The following is a 20,468-nucleotide window of genomic DNA, read 5'->3' on the forward strand; positions in this document are numbered from 1 at the left end:
GGGTGCAGGCTCATGCGTGGCAGCTCAATAGGCGCGCCCGCCCTTGAAGTGGGCATGGGTGCGGCGCTTCAGGTCGGTCACGCGGGCCAGCGCATCCAGGTGCCCCCCCGCGTGGGCGTGGGTGATGGCCAGGCCCAGCGCGTCGGCGGCGTCCTTGCCGGGCACGCCGGGCAGGTCCAGCAGGCGCTGCACCATGGCCTGGATCTGGTCCTTGCGCGCGTGGCCATGGCCGACGACGGATTTCTTCATCTGCAGCGGCGTGTATTCGGACACCCGCAGGCCCGCCATCACCAGCGCCGCCACCGCCGCACCGCGCGCCTGGCCCAGCAGCAGCGTGCTCTGCGGGTTGACGTTGACGAAGACGATCTCGCAACTGGCCTCGCCGGGCTGGTAGCGCCGCGCCACCTCGGTGACGCCTTCGAAGATCAGCTTCAGACGGCCGGGCAGATCGCCCAGCGCCACCTCGATGCCGGGGCCGGTGGTGCGGATCGTGCCGCTGGCCACATAGTGCAGCCGCGGGCCGTCCTTCTCGATGACGCCGAAGCCGGTGGTGGCCAGGCCGGGGTCGATGCCGAGCACGCGTGTCATGGGAGCGAGAAATACCAGCGCAGCGAGTGGAAGAACACCGGCGCCGAGAAGGCCAGCGGGGCAATGCGGTCGAGCAGGCCCACCGCGCCGGTGACGCTGGCCTGGGGACCCCAGTACTGTACGCCGGCATCCTTCTTCAGCGCCTTCATCACCAGCTCGCCCATCTGCCCGGCACCGCCCGCCAGCGCCGCCATCGCAAAGGCCTGCCAGGGCTTGAAGGGCGTGATCCAGTACAGCGCCGCGCCGGCCACCGCGCCGGCCAGCACGCCGGCGACCCAGGCCCGCCACGAGAAGCTGCGGCTGATCGCCCGCACCGCCGGCCGCCGGCGCAGCCAGTGGCTGGCCAGCTCCTGGGCGATCTGCGCCAGCGCCGCCACCACCACCAGGAAGAACAGCAGGAAGGCGCCGCGTCCGCCGTAGCCGCGGAACTCCAGCAGCAGCAGCGCCGGCACATGCGACAGGCCGAAGGCACAGACCATCAGGCCCCACTGCAGCTTGGCGTTGCGCTCCAGGAAGCGCTCGGGGTCACCCGCCAGGGCGCTGATCACCGGCAGCGCGATGAAGGCATAGACCGGGATGAAGACGCTGAACAGGTTGAACCAGCGCCCGCCCGCCAGCACGAACTGCAGCGGCAGGATCACGAAGAACGCCGCCAGCAGCGCGCGGTGGTCGCTGCGCCGGGTGTGCATCAGCGTGACGAACTCGCGCAGCGCCAGGAAGGCCAGCACGCCGAACAGCAGCGTGGCGCCCACCGCGCCCGACAGCCAACCCAGCCAGAACAGCACCGCGCCGAACCACACCGCACGCAGGTCGCGGCCGAAGCGCTCGCGGGCGGCGCGCTCGTGGTCGCTGCGCGGCTCGCGCAGGGCCCACAGCACGCCACCGACGCTGCACAAGGCCAGCACGCCGAACAGCACCACGAACAGCAGGCCCACCTGCTGTTCGACGGAGAGGGATCGCAGCCAGCCCATGGCGGTCCTAGTCGCCCCCGGGCGGGCGCAGCCCCACCACGGCCTCACGGGCGCGCGCCAGGAAGGCCGCCTTGTCCTCGTCGTCGCCCAGCACCAGCGGCACGCCGAAACTGACGCTGCACAGGATGGGCACCGGCACCACCTCGCCCTTGGGCATCACCCGCTGCACGTTGGCGATCCAGCAAGGCACCAGCTGCACCTGCGGGAACTGGCGAGCCAGGTGGTACAGGCCGCTCTTGAAGGCCTGCGGCTCACCGCTGCTGCCACGCGTGCCCTCGGGAAAGATGACCAGCGAGTCGCCGCCCTGCAGCGCCTGTTGCAGCGGCGCCAGCGGGTCCTCGTCACCCTGGCGCTGGCGGTCGACGTAGACGGCATGGAACACCTCGCGGGTGATCCAGTGCTTCAGCGGCGACGAGGTCCAGTAGTCGCGCGCCGCAATCGGCCGGGTGCGTGCGCGCAGTTCACTGGGCAGCGCCGCCCAGATCAGCACCCAGTCCAGGTGGCTCTGGTGGTTGGCGAAGTAGATGCGCTGCACCGCCTGCGGCACGCAGCCGCGCCAGTGGCCCTGCGCGCCCGTGATCAGGCGGGCGATGAAGGCAAGCAGCTGGCCCATCAGCTCGGCACGGGTCATGGGGCGATGGTAGCCGCAGACAGCGGCGATACTGCCGACATGAACTGGTCGCTGTCCTCGCCCAACCCGCTCTTTGCCTGGCTGCTGGTCGTGGCCTCCGGCGTCTGTGAGATCGCCTTCTCGGTGCTGATGAAGGAGTGCGACGGCTTCACCAGGCCGGTGCCCACCGCAGGGGCGGTGGGGTTCGGGCTGGTGAGCATCTGGCTGATGTCGGTGGCGCTGCGCGGCGTGCCGCTGGGGCCGGCCTACGCGGTGTGGGCCGGCATCGGCACGCTGGGCACCGCGCTGTTGGCCACGCTGATCTACCAGGAGCCGATGACGCCGATGAAGGCGCTGTTCTTCGCGCTGGTGGTGGTGGGCATCATCGGGCTGCAGACCGGCGAATGAGCGCGCAGGCGCCGGCCCGCAGGCCGACGCCTGATCAGGCGCCCGCGCGCTCGGCGCCGCCCAGCGCCTTGTACAGCGCCAGCCGGTTGAGCGCCTCGGCCAGGCGCACCTGGACCAGGGCCTGCTGTGCCGCGGCCAGCGAGCGCTCGGCGTCGAGCGTGTCGACCAGGCTGGCGGCGCCGGCCTCGAAGCGCAGGCGGGTCAGCCGGGTGCGCTCCTGCTCGGCGTTCAGCAGCGCCTGCTGGGCCTGCACCTGGCGGGTCCAGGTGGCCTGCGCCACCAGCGCGTCGGCCGCCTCGCGGTAGGCGCCCTGCACGGTCTTCTCGTAGCTGGCCACGGCCTGCTCGCGGTTGACCTCGGCCACGCGCACATTGGCCTGGTTGCGTCCGGCATCGAACAAGGCCATGGCCAGTGTCGAGGTCAGCGAGTAGGCAAAGCGTCCGCCATCGAACAGCCCGGCCAGCGTGTCGCTGACCTGGCCGGCGCTGCCGCTGATCACCAGGCGCGGGAACATCGCGCCGCGTGCCACGCCGATGTTGGCGTTGGCCGCCACCAGCTGCTGCTCGGCCTGGATCACGTCGGGTCGCGCCAGCAGGACCTGCGAGCTCATGCCCGCCGGCACCGGTGCCAGCCAGTCGGCGCCCGCCAGCGACACATCCTCCGGGGGCAGTTGCGCTGCCGTGAGCGGCTGGCCGACCAGCAAGGCCAGCGCGTTGCGGTCCTGGGCCTGCTGGCGCTCGAGCTGCGCCACAGCGGCGCGGGCGCTGGCGGCCAGGCCTTCGGCGGCGCGCAGCTCCAGTGCGCTGGCGGCGCCGACGCGCTCGCGCAGCACCGTCAGGCGCAGCGATTCCTCGCGGCTGGCCAGCGTGGCGCGGACCAGCCGCAACTGCTCGGTGTCGGCAGCCAGTGTCAGCCAGGCGGTGGCCGTCTGGGTCACCAGCGCCAGCCGGGCGGCGCGGGCCGCGGCCTCGGTGGCCAGCAGCGACGCTGCGGCGGCATCGCTGGCATCGCGCACGCGGCCCAGCAGGTCGATCTCGTAGCTCGACAGCTGCAGGCCGCCTTGCCAGCTGTTGGCCTGCACGCCCTGGTTGTTGGGGGCGCGGCTGGCGATCAGCGCGGCAGACAGCGTGGGCCAGCGGTCGGCGTCGGCGATGCGCAGCTGGGCGCGGCTCTTCTCGACGTTGAGCAGGGCCACGCGCAGGTCGCGGTTGCCGGCCAGGGCCAGCTCGACCACCTGGCGCAGGCGCGCGTCGCGCAGCAGCTCGACCGTCGACGGCCAGTGGGCCTGGGTGACGTCACCGGTCACCGGCAGCGCGTCCGGCACCGGGGCGGCGGGGCGCTGGTAGTCGGGTGCCAGGTGGACACAGCCGGCCAGCAGCAGGCTGGCCGCAAGGGGAGTGATCAGGCGGCGCATCAGCGGCCCTCCTTGTGCAGCGCGGCCGCGGCGGCCGCGTCGGTCGCGGCCGAGCCGATCGAGGTGGCGTGCGGCGCCTCATGGCCACTGGCCGGGAACAGCCGGCGGATGACGACGAAGAACACGGGCACCATCAGCACCGCCAGCACGGTGGCGGTGATCATGCCGCCCATCACGCCGGTGCCGATGGCGCGCTGGCTGGCCGAGCCGGCGCCACTGGCAATCGCCAGCGGCAGCACGCCCAGGATGAAGGCAAACGAGGTCATCAGGATCGGGCGGAAGCGCAGGTGGCAGGCCTCCAGCGTGGCCTCGATCAGGCCCTTGCCTTCGGCCATCAGGTCCTTGGCGAACTCGATGATCAGGATCGCGTTCTTCGCCGACAGGCCGATGATGGTGATCAGGCCGACCTTGAAGTACACGTCGTTGGGCATGCCGCGCAGCCACACGCCGGTGAGCGAGCCCAGCACGCCCAGCGGCACCACCAGCAGCACGGCCACCGGGATGCTCCAGCTCTCGTACAAGGCCGAGAGGCACAGGAACACCGCCAGCATCGAGAAGGCCAGCAGGATCGTCGCCTGCGCGCCCGAGAGCTTCTCCTCACGCGACTGGCCGGTCCACTCGAAGCCGAAGCCCGGGGGCAACTGGCCGGCCAGGCGCTCCATCTCGGCCATCGCATCGCCAGTGGAGTAGCCGGGCGCGGCATCGCCGCCGATCTTCATCGCCGGGTAGCCGTTGTAGCGGACCGTCTGCGCCGGGCCGTTGACCCAGCGCGTCCGCGCAAACGCCGACAGCGGCACCTGCTGGCCCTTGCTGTTGGTCACGAACAGGCGCAGCACGTCCTCGGGTTGCATGCGCGCCGAGGCCTCGGCCTGCACGATCACGCGCTGCAGGCGGCCGCCGTTGGGGAAGTCGTTGACATAGGCCGAGCCCAGCGCCACCGCCAGCGTGTTGCCGATGGTGTCAAAGGACACGCCCAGCGCGGCGGCACGTTCGCGGTCGATGTCGAGCTGCAGCTGCGGCGCATCCTCCAGGCCGTCGGGGCGCACACCCTGCAGCACCTTGCTCTGCGAGGCCATGCCCAGCAGCTGGTTGCGCGCCGCCAGCAGCGCCTCGTGACCATTGCCGCCGCGGTCCTGCAGCCGGAAGTTGAAGCCGGTGGCGGTGCCCAGCTCGGGGATCGGCGGCGGCGACAGCGGGAAGATGAAGGCGTCGCGGATGTTGCCCATGAAGTAGCCGAAGGCGCGGCCGGCCAGCGCCTGCGCGCTGTGCTGCGGGCCGCTGCGTTCCTCCCAGGGCTTGAGCGGCACGAACACCAGCGCGGCGTTCTGGCCCGAGCCCGAGAAGCTGAAGCCCAGCACGCTGACCACCTTGTCGACCTCGGGCTGCTTCGCCAGGAAGCCTTCGACCTGCTTGATCACCTCCAGCGTGCGGCCCTGCGCGGCGCCCGGCGGCAGCTGCACGTTGACGATCAGGTAGCCCTGGTCCTCGTTGGGCAGGAAGGAGGTGGGCAGCTGGCGGTACATCAGCGCCACCGCGGCGATGATCGCGGCATAGATGACCAGGAAGCGGCCGGCGCGCGGCAGCACCTTGGCGATCATCCCCTCGTAGGTCTTGGCGGTGCGCTTGAAGCTGCGGTTGAACCAGCCGAAGAAGCCCTTCTTCTCGTGGTGGTCGGCCGGAACGGGCTTGAGCAGGGTGGCGCACAGCGCGGGGGTCAGCGACAGCGCCATGAAGGCCGAGAACAGCATCGAGGCCACCATCGCCAGCGAGAACTGGCGGTAGATGTTGCCCACCGAACCGCTGAAGAAGGCCATCGGCACGAAGACCGAGACCAGCACCACGGTGATGCCGATGATGGCGCCAGTGATCTGGCCCATGGCCTTGATCGTGGCCTCGCGCGGGCCCAGGCCCTCTTCGGCCATGATGCGCTCGACGTTCTCGACCACGACGATCGCGTCATCCACCAGGATGCCGATCGCCAGCACCATGCCGAACAGGGTGAGCACGTTGATCGAGAAGCCCAGCGCCAGCATCACCGCGAAGGTGCCGGTCAGCGCCACCGGCACGACGATGGTGGGGATCAGCGTGTAGCGGATGTTCTGCAGGAACACCAGCATCACCACGAAGACCAGCGCGATCGCCTCGATCAGCGTCTTGACCACCTCCTGGATCGAGATCTTGACGAACTTCGACGAGTCATAGGGGATGTCGTAGCTGACGCCCTCGGGCATGTAGGCCTTGAGCTCGGCCATGCGGTCCTTGATGGCCGTGGCCGTGGCCAGCGCATTGCCGGTGGGCGAGAGCTGGATGCCGATGCCCGAGGAGTCCTGCCCGTTCAGGCGCGAGCGGCTGCCATAGGCCTGCGCACCCAGCTCCAGGCGGGCCACATCGCGCAGGTGCACGCTGGAGCCGTCGGTGTTGGCCCGCAGCTGGATGGCGCCGAACTGCTCGGCGGTGCTGAGCTGGCCGTTGACATTGATCGTGGCGTAGATCGTCTGCTCGCCGTTGTTCGGCAGCGCGCCGACGGTGCCGGCGGAGACCTGGGCGTTTTGGGCACGGATGGCCGCCACCACGTCGGTGGGCGACAGGCCGAAGCCCTGCAGCTTGGCGGGGTCGATCCAGACCCGCATCGCGCGCTCGGTGCCGAACAGCTGGGCCTGGCCGACGCCCGGGATGCGCAGCAGCTCGGGCTGGATGTTGCGTGCCGCGTAATCGCCCAGCGCCACCGGGTCATAGGCCGGGTTGGTCGAGGTCAGCGAGACGAACAGCAGGAAGTTCGAGCGCGCCTTGTCCACCCGCACGCCCTGCTGCGTCACCGCCGAGGGCAGGCGCGGCGTGGCGCGCGAAAGGCGGTTCTGCACCTCGATCTGCGCGATGGCGACATCGGTGCCCGGCTCGAAGGTGGCGGTGATGCTGCCGCCGCCGTTGGCGTCGGCCGAGGACTCCATGTAGATCAGGCCGGGCGCACCGTTGAGTTCCTGCTCGATGACCGACAGCACCGAGTCTTCCAGCACCTGCGCCGAGGCGCCCGGGTAGGCGGTGCTGATGACGATGGCCGGCGGCGCCACCGTGGGGTACTGCGCCACCGGCAGCCGGGTGATGGCGGCCGCGCCGATCACCACCACGAACAGGGCGATGACCCAGGCGAAGATCGGCCGGTCGATGAAGAAACGCGAATTCATGCGTGGACTCCCGCGCTCAGCGGCTGGCGGCCGACGCCGGGGCGGACGCCGCTGCCGAGGCCGCAGCGGCCGGGGCTGAGCCCGCCGGGCTCCAGGGCACCGGCTTGACCGGCGCCTTGGGCCGGATCTTCTGGAAGCCGTCGACGATCACCTGCTCACCCCCCTGCAGGCCGTCGGTCACCACCCATTGGGCGCCGCGCGAGCCGCCCAGTTGCACCGGCCGCACCGCCACCTGGCCGTCGGCGCCCACCAGCATCACGGTGTCGCCCGAGGCGCTGCGCTGCACCGCCTGCTGCGGCACCAGGAAGGCATGGTCGGTGGCCGCCTGCTCGATGCGCACCCGCACGTACAGGCCCGGCAGCAACTGGCCCTTGGGGTTGGGCAATTCAGCCCGCAGGCTGACCTGACCGCTGGTGGGGTCGACCGTCAGGTCGCTGAACAGCAGCTTGCCGGCCAGCGGGTACTCACTGCCATCGTCGAGCAGCACCTTGACGGCGCTGGAGCCGCTGGCCTTGAGCGCGCCGCTGTCGAAGGCGCGCTTCAGGCGCATCGCCTCGGTGGCCGACTGGGTGACATTGACGTAGAGCGTGTCGACCTGCTGCACCGTGGCCATCAGCGTGGCCTCGGTCTGGCTGACCAGCTGCCCCTCGCTGACCGTGGCGCGGCCGATGCGGCCGCTGATCGGCGAGCGCACCTGCGCGTACTCCACGTTCAGCGCCGCCTGCTGGCGCGCCGCGCGCGCCGCCGCCAGGTCGGCCTGGGCCTGCTTGTGCGCAGTCTGGGTGCTGACCCAGTCCTGCTGGCTGATCGCCTTGGCCTCGGCCAGCGGACGGTTGCGCTCCAGCGTGGCCTGGGCGTTGGCCAGCGCGGCCTCGGCCTTCGCCTCGGTGGCCCGGGCGCTGTCGAGCGCCGCCTGGTAGGGCGCGGCATCGATCTGGAACAGGCTCTGGCCGGCCTTGACCTGGCCGCCCTCGGCGAACAGGCGCTTCTGGACCACGCCGGTCACCCGCGCACGCACCTGGGCCGTGCGCACCGCCTCGAGGCGGCCCGGCAGTTCGGTGGACAAGGCCAGCGGCTGGCGCGTGGCGGTGACCACGCCCACAGGCGAAGGCGGCATCTGTCCACCGCCCGGCGCACCGCCACCCGAGCCGCCGCAGGCGGCCAGCGTGGCGATCATGAGTGTCAGGGCGATGCCGGGAACACCCCGGGCGAGGGAACGGACGGGCGTGGGCGAGGTGGAGGTGGGCATCAGGGGCTTTCCACGGAGACAAGGGGGCGCCAACGGCGGCAGGGCGCTGTCGGCTTGCAGGGAGGGCGCAGTATACATACAATCGTGTATGTATGTTTACACGGCAGGGGCTTTTCCCGCCGTTGACCGAACGCCGATTCTTCTATGGTTCGCAAGTCCAAGGCCGACGCTCTGGTGACCCGCCAGCAGCTCCTCGACGCCGCCGAGCAGGTCTTCCTGTCGCAGGGCGTGGCCGGCACCTCGTTGCAGCAGGTGGCTGCGGCCGCCGGCCTGACGCGCGGTGCGATCTACTGGCACTTCGAGGACAAGGCCGCCCTGTTCACCGCGATGCTGGACCGCGTCACCCTGCCCTGCGAATGCGCCTTCGACGAGGCGCGCGGCGCGACGCCCGGCGATCCCTGCGCCACCCTGCTGGGCATGGCCATGGCCCCGCTGCGGGCGCTGTCGGGGCACGCCCAGATGCAACGCGTGTTCCGCATCGCCATGCACCTGACCGAATACACCGGCGAGTTGGCCCCGGTGGGCGAGCGGCACCGCCAGGCGGTGGCTGAATTCGTGCAGGCGATGGAACAGCCCTGCCGCGCACTCGTGCCCGATGCCCATGGCGCGGCCCTGGGCCTGTTCGGCCTGGTCGACGGCCTGATGCGGCAGTGGACGATGGACCCGTCCGCCTTTGATCTGGTGGCGGTGGGCGAACGCGCGGTGAGGGCCTATGTGGCCGGGCTGGCGGCCCCTGCCGCTACAGCATCACCGCCAGCCGCTCCAGCAGGATCACCGCGAAAAAGCCGAGCCCAGCCAGCACGGTCCACTTGACCACCACCAGGCCACGCCAGCGCCAGCGCGGGTCACGGGTGGCGATGTAGGCCGCAAAGCACAGCAGGCCGGTCAGCAGCAGCAGGCCGAAAACCAGACGGAAGATCAGCATCGCGCGGGCCTCACCAGGCCGGTGCCAGCTCGGCAAAGCCGCGCGGCGCCTCGGCGGTGTCCGCGAAGCTGACCAGCTCCCAGGCCTCGGCGTCGGCCAGCAACTGGCGCAGCAGCTTGTTGTTCAGCGCATGGCCGCCCTTGAACGACGAATACGCCGCCAGCAGCGTGTGGCCCGCCACATACAGGTCGCCGATCGCATCGAGGATCTTGTGCTTGGCGAACTCGTCGTCGTAGCGCAGGCCGTCGGCATTGAGCACGCGGTAGTCGTCGATGACGATGGCGTTGTCCATGCTGCCGCCCAGCGTCAGGCCGCGCGAGCGCATGGCCTCGACATCGCGCGTGAAGCCGAAGGTGCGGGCGCGGGCGATCTCGCGGGCGTAGGTGCCGCTGCCCATGTCGAACACCACCTGCTGGCCGGTGGCGTCCAGTGCCGGGTGGTTGAACTCGATCTGGAAGCTCAGCTTGAAGCCATGGAAGGGCTCCAGCCGCGCCCACATCAGGCGGGCGCCCTCGCCTTCGCGCACCTCGACGGCCTTCTTCACGCGCAGGAACTTCTTCGGCGCGTTCTGCAGCTGGATGCCGGCGCTTTGCAGCAGGAAGACGAAGCTGGCCGAGGAGCCATCGAGGATGGGCACCTCGTCGGCAGTGATGTCGATGTAGAGGTTGTCCAGGCCCAGGCCGCAGCACGCCGACATCAGGTGCTCGATGGTCTGCACCTTGGGGCCGCCAGGGTCGCCGCCGGGCGAGATGGTGCTGGCCATGCGGGTGTCGCTGACGGAATCGAAGCGCACCGGGATGTCCACCGGCACCGGCAGGTCGACACGGCGGAAGACGATGCCGGTGTCCGGTGCGGCGGGGCGCAGCGTCAGCTCGACGCGCTGGCCGCTGTGCAGGCCCACGCCGACGGCGCGGGTGATGGTCTTGAGGGTGCGTTGCTGGAGCATGGTCTGGCGCCGATTGTCGGTCAAGCCGGCATTCCGCGCTGGAGTGGCAGATCCAGCGCCACCCGGGTGCCCTGGCCCGGCGCGCTGTCGATCAGCAGGCCGCCGCCCAGGCGCGTGGCCCGCTGCGACAGGTGGCGCAGGCCGCGGCCCGGGGCCGAGCGGCCGGTGTCGAAGCCGACGCCGTCGTCCTCGATCAGCACCTGCACCGTGCTGTCCTGCAGCGTGGTGGCCAGGCGGATGCGGCGCGCCTGGGCGTGCTTGAGGACATTGGTCAGCACCTCCTGGACGATGCGCAGCACCTGCAGCGCGTCGGGCGGCGCCAGCCAGGGCAGCGGCGGCAGGTCCTGGACCTCCCACTGCATGTCCAGCCCGGCGCTTTCCAGCCGGCGCCCCAGGCGGTGGCGCAGCGAGGCCAGCAGCGTCACCAGGTCATGGCCGATCGGCTCCAGCGAATCGATCACCAGGCGCAGGTCGTCGACGCACTCGCGCAGCAGGTCGGCCACGGCAGGGGCGTCCAGGCGGCCCTGCTCGACCAGCACCAGCGAGGACATCAGCGTCGATCCCAGGCCGTCGTGCATGTCGCGCATCAGGCGCTGGCGCTCCAGCAGCAGGGCCTGCTCGCGCTCGACCACCCGCAGGCGCTCGTGGTTGGCGCGCAGTTCCTCCTCGCGTGCGGCCAGGCGGGCCTCCAGGCCCGAGTTGACGCGCTCGACCTCGCGGATCGCCATCGAGTAGCGCACCTGCACCGCGTACAGAAAGGCCAGGAACAGCACGTAGGACGCATAGGGCAGCAGGTAGATCGACTCGGGCGACACGCCGCCCGAGACCAGCAGCAGGTCGTGCACGCCGAACACCTCGGTCAGCCACAGGCTGGCCGTGATCACCCGGAACTCGCGGCTGCCGCCGGTCCAGGCCATCCAGCTCAGGCGTAGCAGCACGACCATGCCCACCAGGGCGTTGATCAGGTGCAGCTGCACCAGGGTGCGCACCGGCGAGGCCTCGAAAGGCATGGCCAGCACCGACATCAGCGCCACGAAGCCCAGCAGGCCGCGCTCCAGCCAGGGCGCCCGGCGGGCGTCGAAGCGCAGCGCGAACAGGTAGACCAGCACCATCACCCAGGACAGCGAGGCATTGGTCATCCACCAGAACCAGTCGTAGGCCACCCGGTCCTGGGGCATGTCCACGTAGTAGTGCAGGTTGCGCAGCGCCCAGACCAGGGAGGAGCCGAAGAACAGCAGGTAGGCCTGCTCGCGCCGCCGGCCCAGCCAGAACAGCAGCGCGAACAGCCCCAGCGACAGGAAGGTCAGGCTGCCCACCGGCGGCGCCACCTGCTGCAGCACATTGCGGCTGCCGGCGCGCTCGGCCAGCTCGGCGCGCGGACCGATCCAGATCCGCGCCACCCGCGTCTCGGCGCCGTCGTAGTGGATCAGGCCGACCGCCAGCGTCAGGCGGCTGCCAGGCGGCGGCGCCGGCCCCAGGTCCACCAGCACCGGGCGGTTCCACTGCTCGCGCCATTGGTCGGTGCCGTCCCAGCGCAGGCGCCACTGGCTGCCGTCATGGGCGATCACCTGCACCGCCGAGCCCACCACGCGCGGCAGGTACAGCGCCAGCGGTCCGGGCGCGCCGGCGGGCACCACATGGTCGATGCGCAGCCAGTCGACCACCAGCGGCCGGTCGGCGGCGGCGGCGCGCACCGGGTCGCGGGCTTCGTGGCGCGGCAGGGTCAGCGGCGCCCAGGCCGCGGCGTCCTCCGGCGCCGGGGCCTGCACTACGCCGCCCGGGTCGGCCGGGCCGCGGTAGGCCGGCAGCTGGTGGGGGCGCACTGCATGCAGGCCGGCGGCGTACAGCACCGGCGCCGGCTGGGCGGCGCTGGCCACGGTGTCGGGGTCGAGCTTGTGCACCGCCGGCGCCGTCCCGGCGACCAGCAGACCGGCCAGGCCCAGCAGGCCGGCGGCCAGCGCCTTGCTCCAGCGCACCGCGGCGGCACGGCCGGCGGTGCCCTCGCCGGCTTCAGTCACGCACCAGGCCCAGCTTGCGGGCCTCGTAGATCGCCTCGGTCTTGGAGTGCACCTGCAGCTTGCGGTAGCTGCGCTTCACATAGGTCATCACGGTGTGCCGGGAGACCTCCAGCATGCGGGCGATCTCCTCGAAGCTGAAACCCTTGGCCGACAGCGTCAACACCTGGCGTTCCTGGGGCGACAGCAGGGCCTCGTCGACCACCGGGGCGCTCTGCGGCGTCAGGCGCAGCAGCAGTTGGCGGGCGATCACCGGGCTGATCGGGCTGCCGCCGGCGCGCAGCGTGCGGATCTGCTCGGTCAGGTCGGCCGCCTGGGCGTCCTTCAGCAGGTAGCCGGTGGCGCCGGCTTCCAGCGAGGCCATCACATGGGGTTCGTCGCCGAAGACGCTGACCACCATCACGTCGGTCTGCGGCAGGTGGTCGTTGGCGTAGCGGATCAGCTCGACGCCGCTGCCGCTGGGCAGACCCAGGTCGACCAGCAGCACGTCTGGCCGCTGCTCGCGCAGCAGGCGCAGGCCCGGCGCCAGATCGCCGGCGGTGCCGACCAGGCGCATGTCCGCGGCCTCGGCCACCGAAGTGGCAAAGGCCACGCGAAAGCGTTCGTCGTCCTCGACGATCAAGACCGAAATCGGTTCCATCCCGGCAGTGTAGGCGCGTGCCGCAGGCCTGGCGCGCCGCATCCCGCGTCTGAGGGACGCCGAGCCCAAGGCGAGCGACCGCTTCGCCGCCCGGCCCTGTCACAAGCCCCTTCTGGCGGCAACATTTGGCCGCATTGAGACATCCGGGCTTGACCCGGACACCTACAATACGGGCACCGGTGAGTGCGCACAAAAGGCTGGAATCATGGGGACATCACTGAAAGTCGCGGGTTGGCTGGCCCTGGGGGCCGTGGCCGGAGCGTTGACGACCATCCAGCTCCAGGCCATCGCGCGCAGCAGCGTCGGCCCGCTGCCGCTCGAAGAAATGCAGCAGCTGGCGGCGGTGTTCGGCATGGTCAAGAACGACTATGTCGAGCCGGTCGACGAGAAGAAGCTGATCACTGACGCGATCGGCGGCATGGTCGCCGGCCTGGACCCGCACAGCCAGTACTTCGACAAGAAGACCTTCAAGGAATTCCGCGAGGGCACGACCGGCAAGTTCGTCGGCGTGGGCATCGAGATCGGCGCCGAGGACGGCCTGGTCAAGGTGGTCTCCCCGATCGAAGGCTCGCCCGCCTTCCGCGCCGGCATCAAGAGCGGCGACCTGATCACCCGCATCGACGACACCCCGGTCAAGGGCCTGAGCATCGACCAGGCCGTCAAGCGCATGCGCGGCGAGCCGGCCACCAAGGTCACGCTCACCATCTTCCGCAAGACCGAAAGCCGCAGCTTCCCGGTCACCATCACCCGCGAGGAGATCCACGTCCAGAGCGTGCGCGCCAAGCTGATCGAACCCGGCTACGCCTGGCTGCGCGTCAGCCAGTTCCAGGACCGCACGATCGACGACTTCGCCCGCAAGCTCGAGGAGCTGTACAAGCAGGACCCGGCGATCAAGGGCATCGTGCTGGACCTGCGCAACGACCCGGGCGGCCTGCTCGAAGGCGCGGTGGCGCTGTCGGCGGCCTTCCTGCCGGCCGACGCGGTGGTGGTCAGCACCAACGGCCAGATCGCCGACGCCAAGGCCACCTACCGCGCCAGCCCCGACAACTACACCCGCCGCGGCGGCCCCGATCCGCTGCGCAAGCTGCCAGCCGCGCTGAAGAAGGTGCCACTGGTGGTGCTGGTCAACGAGGGCTCGGCCTCGGCCTCCGAGATCGTCGCCGGCGCCTTGCAGGACCACAAGCGCGCGCTGATCATGGGCGGCCAGACCTTCGGCAAGGGCTCGGTGCAGACGGTGCGCCAGCTCAGCGCCGACACCGCCCTGAAGATCACCACCGCGCGCTATTACACGCCCAGCGGCCGCAGCATCCAGGCCAAGGGCATCGTGCCCGACGTCTGGCTCGACGAGACCGCCGAGGGCAATGTCTTCGCCGCGCTGCGCATGCGCGAGGCCGACCTGGAAAAGCACCTGGGCGGCCCCGACGAGAAGAAGGACGAGGCCCGTGAAAAGGCCCGCGAGGAAGCCCGCCAGAAGCTGGAGGAGCAGCTCGCCAAGTCCAAGGACGCGGTCAAGCCGCTGCCCGAGTTCGGCAGCGCCGAAGACTTCCCGCTGCTGCAGGCGCTGAACCAGCTCAAGGGCAAGCCGGTGCTGGTCTCCAAGACCGCCACCGAGCGCAAGGCCGAAGCCGCCACCGAATAAGCCGCCAAGTCAGCCGACCCTGTGACCGACGACGAGCTGCTGCGCTACTCGCGCCACATCCTGCTGGATGAGATCGGCATCGAGGGCCAGCAGCGCCTGCTGGATGCCCATGCGCTGGTGATCGGCGCCGGCGGCCTGGGCTCGCCGGTGGCGCTCTACCTGGGCACTGCCGGCCTGGGCCGCATCACCCTGGTCGACCACGACACGGTGGACCTGACCAACCTGCAGCGCCAGGTGGCGCATGCCCAGGCCCGCATCGGTCAGCCCAAGGTCGAGTCGGCGCGCACCGCGATCCATGCGCTGAACCCGGGTGTGCGGGTGGACGTGCTGGCCGAGCGGGCCGATGCCGCCCGCCTGGACACCCTGGTGGCCGCGGCCGATGTGGTCATCGACTGCAGCGACAACTTCGCCACCCGCCAGGCGGTCAACGCCGCCTGCGTGGCGCACCGCCGGCCACTGGTGTCGGGGGCGGCGATCGGCTTTGATGGCCAGATCTCGGTGTACGACGTCCGCACGCCGGGCCAGCCCTGCTACGCCTGCCTGTTCCCGCCCGAGGCCACCTTCGAGGAAGTGCGCTGCTCCACCATGGGCGTGTTCGCGCCGCTGGTGGGCATCATCGGCACGATGCAGGCAGCCGAGGCGCTGCGCCTGGTGGCCGGCATCGGCAGCTCGCTGGCCGGCCGCCTGCTGATGCTGGACGCCCGCCGCATGCAGTGGGACGAGGTGCGCATGAGCGCCCACCCCGGCTGCCCGGTCTGCGCCGCCACGCGCCCCTGATCCGGCGCCCGGCTTGCGGGTAAGCTGCTGCCCATGACAGCACGTCCCTCCGACCTCACCGCCCGCAACTTTCCCAGCGCCGCGCTCGATGCGCAGCAGGCCGCGCAACCCACCGGCCGCTACGCCGGTCCCGAGAGCAGCTACCGGCTGGCCTTCACCGACACCGACTTCCTGCTGCGCGAGGAATTGCGGCCGGTGCGCATGCAGCTGGAGCTGCTCAAGCCGGAAATGGTGCAGCAGGAGCTGGGCATCGAGAGCACCATCGTGATCTTCGGCAGTGCCCGCATTCCCAGCCCCGAGCAGGCCGAGGAACGGCTGCAGGCCGCGCGCGCCAGCGGCGATGCCACCGCGCTGCGCCGCGCCGAGACGGCGCAGCAGATGAGCCGCTACTACGACGAGGCGCGCCGCTTCGCCCGCCTGGTCACCGAGCGCTCGAAGGCACTTGCCACGCCCATCACCGTCTGCACCGGCGGCGGCCCCGGGATCATGGAGGCCGGCAACCGCGGCGCCTGGGAAGTGGGCGGCCAGAGCCTGGGCCTGAACATCGTGCTGCCGCATGAGCAGGCGCCCAACCCCTACATCACGCCGGAGCTGTGCTTCCAGTTCCACTACTTTGCACTGCGCAAGATGCACTTCGTGATGCGCTCGGTGGCCCTGGTGTGCTTCCCGGGCGGCTTCGGCACGCTCGACGAGCTCTTCGAGACGCTCACCCTGATCCAGACCGGCAAGAGCCGCCGCCGCCCGGTGCTGCTGTTCGGCCGCGACTTCTGGGAGAAGCTGATCGACCTGCAGCACCTGGTCGACACCGGCATGATCAGCCCGGACGACGTGCACCTGTTCCAGTACGTGGAGAGTGCCGAGGAGGCCTGGCACAAGCTGGCCGAGCACTACGCCTTCGAGGCCCGCGGCGACGCCGAAGGCGCCTTCGCCGACGACATCTGAGCGGCTGCGAGCCGGCGCGCCGTCGATGATCCACTTCTCGATCCAGCACCACGGCCAGCAGTGGGCGCACCTGCACTGGCTGGTGCGCGCCCTCAGCGGCGAGGGCGGCCAGGTGGATGTCACCCTGGACGCGCCCGCCGCCGACGTGGCCACGCTGGCCGCCGAGATCGGCCCCCTGGCCACGGTGCGACGCAGCCAGCCCGTGATCTGGGCCGGCCCCAGCGTGATGCAGCAGATGCGCGAGTCGCTGCTGTTTGCCGCTGAACGCCCGGGGTGGGAGTGGTTCATCAACCTCAGCGGCAGCTGCATCCCCCTGCGGCGGCCCGCAGCCATGGCCGATGCGCTGGCGCGCCACCGTGCCGAGACCGGCCTGCACTCGCACCTGTTCGCCTTCCCGGTGCGGCGTCCGCCGGTGTGGCTGGCCTACGCGGGGCCCGGCTCGGGCCGGCGGCTGCCGCTGTTCCGCATCTCGGTGGTGGCCGACCAGGTGGTCGAGGGCCTGATGGCTGCGCCGGGTGAGCCCTTCAATCCGATGTCCCGTATTGAGCTGCGGCGCACGCTGGCCTGCACCGAATGCTGCACCGAGACCGACAAGTTCCTGCAGCTGCGCGCGCTGACGTCTCCCGAGCTGCGCGACCGCCAGCGGTTCTGGACGACCCACCCCTACGTCATCGGCCGCCAATGGGTGGTGCTGCACCGATCGGTGGTCGAGTGGCTGGTCGATTCCCCGCAGGCGGCTGCGGTGGCCACGCTGCTGTCGCAGACCTTCCTGCCCGACGAGACCTTCTTCCAGACCGCGCTGTCCCAGGCGCCCGAGGCGCTGAAGGCCGGTATCGGCACACGCCACAACCTGCGCGGCCAGCTGGGCGCCAACGGCGCCGGTGCGCCCCCGGCACTGCGACAGGCCCACGCCGAGGGCGCGCTGTTCGCCCGCAAGGCCAAAGGCGATCTGGCCGCCTTGCACGCGATGGTCGAATCCGAACTCTGGAACGCGCCATGAAGACCCACCGACCCGACTTCGAGCACCTGCGCGATGTGCTACGGGACATCTGCCGTGACGAGCCCGTCTACTACTTTCCCAATCCGGGCAACTGGGGCGACGGGCTGATCCGCGCCGGCACGCTGCGCTTCTTCGAGACCCACGGCTTCCAGGTCGAGGAGCATTTCCGCTGCATCGACTTCATGCAGAAGCCCTCCGGCGGTACGCTGATCTACGGCGGCAGCGGCGCCTGGTGCTCGTTCTGGAACCACGCCGCCACGCACGTCGGCAAGCTGCGCCGCAAGTTCCGCGTGGTGGTGCTGCCCTCCACCTATGAGGTTCCGGTGGACCTGCCCGACGACATCACGTTCTTCCGCCGCGACCACCAGGAAAGCCGCCAGGCCATGCCGCGCGCGCATTTCTGCCACGACATGGCCTTCGCGCTGCAGGACTGGCCGCGCAGCGCGGGCCAGGGCGCCGGGTTGTTCTTCCGCACCGACCGTGAACGCCATCCCGACCGCTTTGACGCCCCGCCCGGCAATGTCGACCTGAGCAACCAGGGCAAGCACACCACCGACATCGCCGGCTTCATGGCCGCGATCGACCGCTACGAGACCATCCACACCGACCGCCTGCACGTGGCCATCGGCGGCTGCCTGCTGGGCAAGGCGGTGCACCTCTACCCGAACGGCTACTTCAAGCTGCAGGCGGTGTACCGCTCCAGCATCGAAGGCTATTTCGACCGCGTCACCTTCCACGAGCGCGTGGACACGCTGCCCTTGATCGCCGCAGGCGCCTGAGCCGCCTGGCGCCCCCATGAACGATCCCGCCTTCATCCTGCACATCGGCCGCCACAAGAGCGGCACCTCCTCGCTGCAGGCCTACCTGGCCGGCCACCCGGAGCGCCTGGCCGCCGAGGGCATCCTGTATCCGCGTGCCGGTCGTCAGGGCGTGGCCCACCATGCTGTGGCCGGCGTGCTGCAGCAGCGCGCGATGCGCGAAGACCCGCAGCGGGCCGACACCACGCTGCGCCAGTTCCACCAAGCCCTGGCGCTGGAGTGGCAAGCCCAGCCAGCGCGGCGCGTGCTGCTCAGCTCCGAGGCCTTCCAGAACGCGCGCGCCGAGGATGTGGCCGCGGCCTTCGACCCGCGCCGCTCGTCGGTCATCGTCTATCTGCGCGAGCAGGCCGACTACCTGGTCTCCAGCTACCAGCAGGTGGTCCATGCCCGCCAGCATGCCGCCGAGCTGGCGGCCTATGGCAACGGCACCGGCGTCGACTACGACCACTTCCTGGCCGGCTGGGAAGCGGCCTGGCCCGGCGCCGCCTTGCAGGTGGGGGTGTATGCCCGCCAGGCCCTGCTGCGCAGCAACGTGATCGATGACTTCTTCGCCCGCCTGGGCATCGAGGTCGATGCCTCGGACGAGCCGCAGGACCGCAATCCGTCGATCGGCGGTGCGCTGCTCGAACTCAAGCGCCTGCTCAACGCGCGCCTGCCGGTCGAGCGCTGGCCCCAAGGCCTGTACCAGGCCTTCAGCCACGCGGCCGGCACGCACCCGGCGCTGCGGCGACGGCCTGCGCTGGCGCCGGCCTTGGCCGACCAGGTGCGCGCGCACTGCGCAGCGTCCAATGCCGAGGTGGCGCGGCGCCGTTTCGACCGCGAGCAGCTGTTCCAGCACCTGCCCACGGTGAGCCACGATCACGCGCTGGGCTTCGAGGACTTCCGCCTGGCGCTGCAGGCGCTGCTGCAGGCCCGGCGCGAGGTGGCGTTGTGCGTGGTGGAAGCGCTGCTGGCCACGGCCGGCCTGGACACGACGCGGCGCGAGCGCATCGTGGCCCAGTTCGAGGCCGACAACACCGAGCCCTACCGCCGCGTGCTGCGCCGACTGGCCCGCCAGGGTGCCGGTGGCGACTGGGTCTGGAACTTCCCGGTGCCGGAGCTGGCCGAATAAGCGGCCCGAACAAGCGGGCCGACTGAGCGGCCCGCGGGCCTCAGGCCGTGGCGCGCCGACGCACCGCGTCCAGGTAGGCGTGGCCGTCCGGCGGCAGGCCGCTGCGCTGCGAGGCCCAGATCATCTCGCCCAGCGCATCCATCGCCACATGCTGGGCCTCGTGCAGCGAGTTGCGCCGCGCCGCCAGCAGCTCCACCGCCTGGCGGATGCCGGTGGGCTGGTCGATCGACACCTGTTCGCTGATCGTCAGGTGCATGGCCAGGTGCAGGAAGGGGTTGGTGCGGCCTTCCTCGACCGTGTAGACCGCGGCCAGCGCCGCCTCCAGGTCGGCCAGATCGGCGTGGTACTCGGGGTGCTGGTCGATCCAGCCGGCGGCGAGGGTCTCGATCGGCGTGAGCGGCAGGCCCTGGCGGGCCTTGGCGTGCGTCTCGCAGAAGAAGCGGCGCACATCGGTCTGGGACGGCTGGAACATGCTCCAATTGTCGCCGCATGATCACCGACTGGCAGTTCTACGCCGTGGCCATCCCGGCGGTGGTCCTGATGGGCATCTCCAAGAGCGGCTTCGGCGCCGGTTTCGGCGCCATCGTGGTGCCGCTGATGGCACTGACCGTGCCGGTGCCGCAGGCCGCCGCGATCATGCTGCCGCTGCTGGCCATCATGGACCTGATGGGCCTGGCCGCGCTGATGCGCCAGGCCGACTGGACGCTGCTGCGCCGCCTGATCCCGGCGGCGCTGCTGGGCACGGTGATCGGCACCGCGCTGTTCGGCGTGCTGAGCAGCCGCACGGTGGCCGGCATCGTCGGCGCGATCACGCTGGTCTTCCTCGCCATCCGCCTGGCCTTCCCGCCGCGCGCCGACAGCCCGCCACCGCCGCGCTGGCTGGGCCTGTTGCTGGGGACCACCTCGGGCTTCACCAGCTTCGTCGCCCATGCGGGCGGCCCCCCGATCAGCTTCTACCTGCTGCCGCTGCGCCTGGCGCCGATCACCTTCACCGCCACGCTGGCGGTGCTGTTCACCGCGGTGAACTTCTCGAAGTGGCTGCCCTACTGGTGGCTGGGGCTGATCGACGGCCGCAACATGGCCACCTCGCTGGTGTTGGCGCCCTTCGCGCCGGTGGGCGTGTGGCTGGGCCTGAAGATCGTGCGGCGCATCAACCCCACCTGGTTCTACCGCCTGTTCCACCTGGGCATGCTGCTGACCGGCCTGAAGCTGGTGTGGGACGCCTGGGCCTGA

20 protein-coding genes are annotated in these 20,468 nt (G+C 70.7%); 9 read left to right on the top strand and 11 right to left on the bottom strand.

Annotation, left to right across the window (positions count from 1 at the left end; translation table 11 throughout):
- Positions 1-24: 24 nt before the first annotated feature.
- The 3 genes from ruvC to KAK07_RS12995 are packed head-to-tail and all read right to left on the bottom strand — an operon-like array spanning position 25 to position 2,190.
- Positions 25-588 (bottom strand): crossover junction endodeoxyribonuclease RuvC, encoded by a 564-nt coding sequence (ruvC, locus tag KAK07_RS12985; RefSeq protein WP_210854089.1) that lies wholly within the window; start codon positions 586-588, stop codon positions 25-27.
- The gene (locus KAK07_RS12990) at positions 585-1,559 is read right to left on the bottom strand and encodes a phosphatidate cytidylyltransferase (protein ID WP_210861193.1); all 975 of its coding nucleotides are present in this window, start codon (positions 1,557-1,559) and stop codon (positions 585-587) included. Before KAK07_RS12990 ends, ruvC begins: the two co-directional genes overlap by 4 nt.
- Positions 1,560-1,566: 7 nt before the next feature.
- Positions 1,567-2,190, bottom strand: a complete 624-nt coding sequence (locus tag KAK07_RS12995) for a lysophospholipid acyltransferase family protein (protein WP_210861195.1) — start codon at positions 2,188-2,190, stop codon at positions 1,567-1,569.
- A gap of 39 nt (positions 2,191-2,229) precedes the next feature.
- Between KAK07_RS12995 and KAK07_RS13000 the strand changes: the two genes are divergently transcribed.
- Positions 2,230-2,577, top strand: coding sequence for a DMT family transporter (locus KAK07_RS13000; protein WP_210861197.1), 348 nt, complete (start codon positions 2,230-2,232; stop codon positions 2,575-2,577).
- 34 nt (positions 2,578-2,611) lie between these two features.
- On the opposite strand, the gene KAK07_RS13005 is transcribed toward KAK07_RS13000, so the two are convergent.
- From KAK07_RS13005 to KAK07_RS13015, 3 genes are read right to left on the bottom strand one after another with little or no spacing between them, the layout of a single operon-like run.
- Positions 2,612-3,991 (bottom strand): efflux transporter outer membrane subunit, encoded by a 1,380-nt coding sequence (locus tag KAK07_RS13005; protein WP_210861198.1) that lies wholly within the window; start codon positions 3,989-3,991, stop codon positions 2,612-2,614.
- The gene (locus KAK07_RS13010) at positions 3,991-7,173 is read right to left on the bottom strand and encodes an efflux RND transporter permease subunit (protein WP_210861200.1); all 3,183 of its coding nucleotides are present in this window, start codon (positions 7,171-7,173) and stop codon (positions 3,991-3,993) included. The genes KAK07_RS13005 and KAK07_RS13010 overlap by 1 nt, the downstream gene beginning before the upstream one ends.
- A 16-nt stretch (positions 7,174-7,189) precedes the next feature.
- Positions 7,190-8,422, bottom strand: coding sequence for an efflux RND transporter periplasmic adaptor subunit (locus KAK07_RS13015; RefSeq protein ID WP_210861202.1), 1,233 nt, complete (start codon positions 8,420-8,422; stop codon positions 7,190-7,192).
- Between the two features lie 144 nt (positions 8,423-8,566).
- Between KAK07_RS13015 and KAK07_RS13020 the strand changes: the two genes are divergently transcribed.
- Complete coding sequence (locus tag KAK07_RS13020) at positions 8,567-9,235, top strand: TetR family transcriptional regulator (protein WP_210861204.1); 669 nt, start codon at positions 8,567-8,569, stop codon at positions 9,233-9,235.
- Here KAK07_RS13020 and KAK07_RS13025 read toward each other — a convergent pair.
- From KAK07_RS13025 to KAK07_RS13040, 4 genes are read right to left on the bottom strand one after another with little or no spacing between them, the layout of a single operon-like run.
- Positions 9,162-9,347, bottom strand: a complete 186-nt coding sequence (locus tag KAK07_RS13025) for a hypothetical protein (RefSeq protein WP_210854098.1) — start codon at positions 9,345-9,347, stop codon at positions 9,162-9,164. The two genes, KAK07_RS13020 and KAK07_RS13025, sit on opposite strands and share 74 nt — an antisense overlap.
- A gap of 10 nt (positions 9,348-9,357) precedes the next feature.
- Positions 9,358-10,293: a UDP-3-O-acyl-N-acetylglucosamine deacetylase gene (lpxC, locus tag KAK07_RS13030; protein WP_210861206.1), complete on the bottom strand. Its 936-nt coding sequence runs from the start codon at positions 10,291-10,293 to the stop codon at positions 9,358-9,360.
- A 20-nt stretch (positions 10,294-10,313) separates the two neighbouring features.
- On the bottom strand, positions 10,314-12,311 hold the full coding sequence (locus KAK07_RS25780; protein ID WP_210861208.1) for a 7TM diverse intracellular signaling domain-containing protein: 1,998 nt from the start codon (positions 12,309-12,311) through the stop codon (positions 10,314-10,316).
- The gene (locus KAK07_RS13040; protein WP_247661097.1) at positions 12,304-12,948 is read right to left on the bottom strand and encodes a response regulator; all 645 of its coding nucleotides are present in this window, start codon (positions 12,946-12,948) and stop codon (positions 12,304-12,306) included. The genes KAK07_RS25780 and KAK07_RS13040 overlap by 8 nt, the downstream gene beginning before the upstream one ends.
- Before the next feature lie 205 nt (positions 12,949-13,153).
- On the opposite strand from KAK07_RS13040, the gene KAK07_RS13045 reads away from it, so the two are divergent.
- Genes KAK07_RS13045 through KAK07_RS13070 form a run of 6 tightly spaced genes read left to right on the top strand, consistent with a single transcriptional unit; the run spans position 13,154 to position 19,235 of the window.
- Positions 13,154-14,587: a S41 family peptidase gene (locus KAK07_RS13045; RefSeq protein WP_210861210.1), complete on the top strand. Its 1,434-nt coding sequence runs from the start codon at positions 13,154-13,156 to the stop codon at positions 14,585-14,587.
- A gap of 21 nt (positions 14,588-14,608) precedes the next feature.
- The gene (locus KAK07_RS13050) at positions 14,609-15,364 is read left to right on the top strand and encodes a HesA/MoeB/ThiF family protein (protein WP_210854103.1); all 756 of its coding nucleotides are present in this window, start codon (positions 14,609-14,611) and stop codon (positions 15,362-15,364) included.
- 33 nt (positions 15,365-15,397) lie between these two features.
- A complete protein-coding gene (locus KAK07_RS13055; RefSeq protein ID WP_210861212.1) occupies positions 15,398-16,306 on the top strand; it encodes an LOG family protein in 909 nt (302 codons plus the stop codon).
- 25 nt (positions 16,307-16,331) lie between these two features.
- The gene (locus KAK07_RS13060) at positions 16,332-17,306 is read left to right on the top strand and encodes a beta-1,6-N-acetylglucosaminyltransferase (RefSeq protein WP_210854105.1); all 975 of its coding nucleotides are present in this window, start codon (positions 16,332-16,334) and stop codon (positions 17,304-17,306) included.
- Positions 17,303-18,085, top strand: coding sequence for a hypothetical protein (locus KAK07_RS13065; RefSeq protein WP_210854106.1), 783 nt, complete (start codon positions 17,303-17,305; stop codon positions 18,083-18,085). Before KAK07_RS13060 ends, KAK07_RS13065 begins: the two co-directional genes overlap by 4 nt.
- A 16-nt stretch (positions 18,086-18,101) precedes the next feature.
- The gene (locus KAK07_RS13070; RefSeq protein WP_210854107.1) at positions 18,102-19,235 is read left to right on the top strand and encodes a hypothetical protein; all 1,134 of its coding nucleotides are present in this window, start codon (positions 18,102-18,104) and stop codon (positions 19,233-19,235) included.
- Positions 19,236-19,275: 40 nt separating this feature from the next.
- On the opposite strand, the gene KAK07_RS13075 is transcribed toward KAK07_RS13070, so the two are convergent.
- Positions 19,276-19,707: a DUF1841 family protein gene (locus KAK07_RS13075; protein WP_210854108.1), complete on the bottom strand. Its 432-nt coding sequence runs from the start codon at positions 19,705-19,707 to the stop codon at positions 19,276-19,278.
- A 17-nt stretch (positions 19,708-19,724) separates the two neighbouring features.
- On the opposite strand from KAK07_RS13075, the gene KAK07_RS13080 reads away from it, so the two are divergent.
- On the top strand, positions 19,725-20,468 hold the full coding sequence (locus KAK07_RS13080; RefSeq protein WP_210854109.1) for a sulfite exporter TauE/SafE family protein: 744 nt from the start codon (positions 19,725-19,727) through the stop codon (positions 20,466-20,468).

The sequence above is a fragment of the Ideonella alba genome (assembly GCF_018069875.1).
GTDB classification, from domain to species: domain Bacteria; phylum Pseudomonadota; class Gammaproteobacteria; order Burkholderiales; family Burkholderiaceae_C; genus Ideonella; species Ideonella alba.

What these genes read in the sequence shown, in the direction of transcription:
- KAK07_RS13075 (WP_210854108.1), bottom strand. Translation starts at nt 19,707, where the DNA reads ATGTTCCAGCCGTCCCAGACCGATGTGCGCCGCTTCTTCTGCGAGACG.
- ruvC (WP_210854089.1), bottom strand. Translation starts at nt 588, where the DNA reads ATGACACGCGTGCTCGGCATCGACCCCGGCCTGGCCACCACCGGCTTC.
- KAK07_RS13000 (WP_210861197.1), top strand. Translation starts at nt 2,230, where the DNA reads ATGAACTGGTCGCTGTCCTCGCCCAACCCGCTCTTTGCCTGGCTGCTG.
- KAK07_RS13040 (WP_247661097.1), bottom strand. Translation starts at nt 12,948, where the DNA reads ATGGAACCGATTTCGGTCTTGATCGTCGAGGACGACGAACGCTTTCGC.
- KAK07_RS13020 (WP_210861204.1), top strand. Translation starts at nt 8,567, where the DNA reads ATGGTTCGCAAGTCCAAGGCCGACGCTCTGGTGACCCGCCAGCAGCTC.
- KAK07_RS13015 (WP_210861202.1), bottom strand. Translation starts at nt 8,422, where the DNA reads ATGCCCACCTCCACCTCGCCCACGCCCGTCCGTTCCCTCGCCCGGGGT.
- KAK07_RS13010 (WP_210861200.1), bottom strand. Translation starts at nt 7,173, where the DNA reads ATGAATTCGCGTTTCTTCATCGACCGGCCGATCTTCGCCTGGGTCATC.
- KAK07_RS12990 (WP_210861193.1), bottom strand. Translation starts at nt 1,559, where the DNA reads ATGGGCTGGCTGCGATCCCTCTCCGTCGAACAGCAGGTGGGCCTGCTG.
- KAK07_RS13080 (WP_210854109.1), top strand. Translation starts at nt 19,725, where the DNA reads ATGATCACCGACTGGCAGTTCTACGCCGTGGCCATCCCGGCGGTGGTC.
- lpxC (WP_210861206.1), bottom strand. Translation starts at nt 10,293, where the DNA reads ATGCTCCAGCAACGCACCCTCAAGACCATCACCCGCGCCGTCGGCGTG.
- KAK07_RS13045 (WP_210861210.1), top strand. Translation starts at nt 13,154, where the DNA reads ATGGGGACATCACTGAAAGTCGCGGGTTGGCTGGCCCTGGGGGCCGTG.
- KAK07_RS13060 (WP_210854105.1), top strand. Translation starts at nt 16,332, where the DNA reads ATGATCCACTTCTCGATCCAGCACCACGGCCAGCAGTGGGCGCACCTG.
- KAK07_RS13005 (WP_210861198.1), bottom strand. Translation starts at nt 3,991, where the DNA reads ATGCGCCGCCTGATCACTCCCCTTGCGGCCAGCCTGCTGCTGGCCGGC.
- KAK07_RS13070 (WP_210854107.1), top strand. Translation starts at nt 18,102, where the DNA reads ATGAACGATCCCGCCTTCATCCTGCACATCGGCCGCCACAAGAGCGGC.
- KAK07_RS13025 (WP_210854098.1), bottom strand. Translation starts at nt 9,347, where the DNA reads ATGCTGATCTTCCGTCTGGTTTTCGGCCTGCTGCTGCTGACCGGCCTG.
- KAK07_RS13055 (WP_210861212.1), top strand. Translation starts at nt 15,398, where the DNA reads ATGACAGCACGTCCCTCCGACCTCACCGCCCGCAACTTTCCCAGCGCC.
- KAK07_RS12995 (WP_210861195.1), bottom strand. Translation starts at nt 2,190, where the DNA reads ATGACCCGTGCCGAGCTGATGGGCCAGCTGCTTGCCTTCATCGCCCGC.
- KAK07_RS13065 (WP_210854106.1), top strand. Translation starts at nt 17,303, where the DNA reads ATGAAGACCCACCGACCCGACTTCGAGCACCTGCGCGATGTGCTACGG.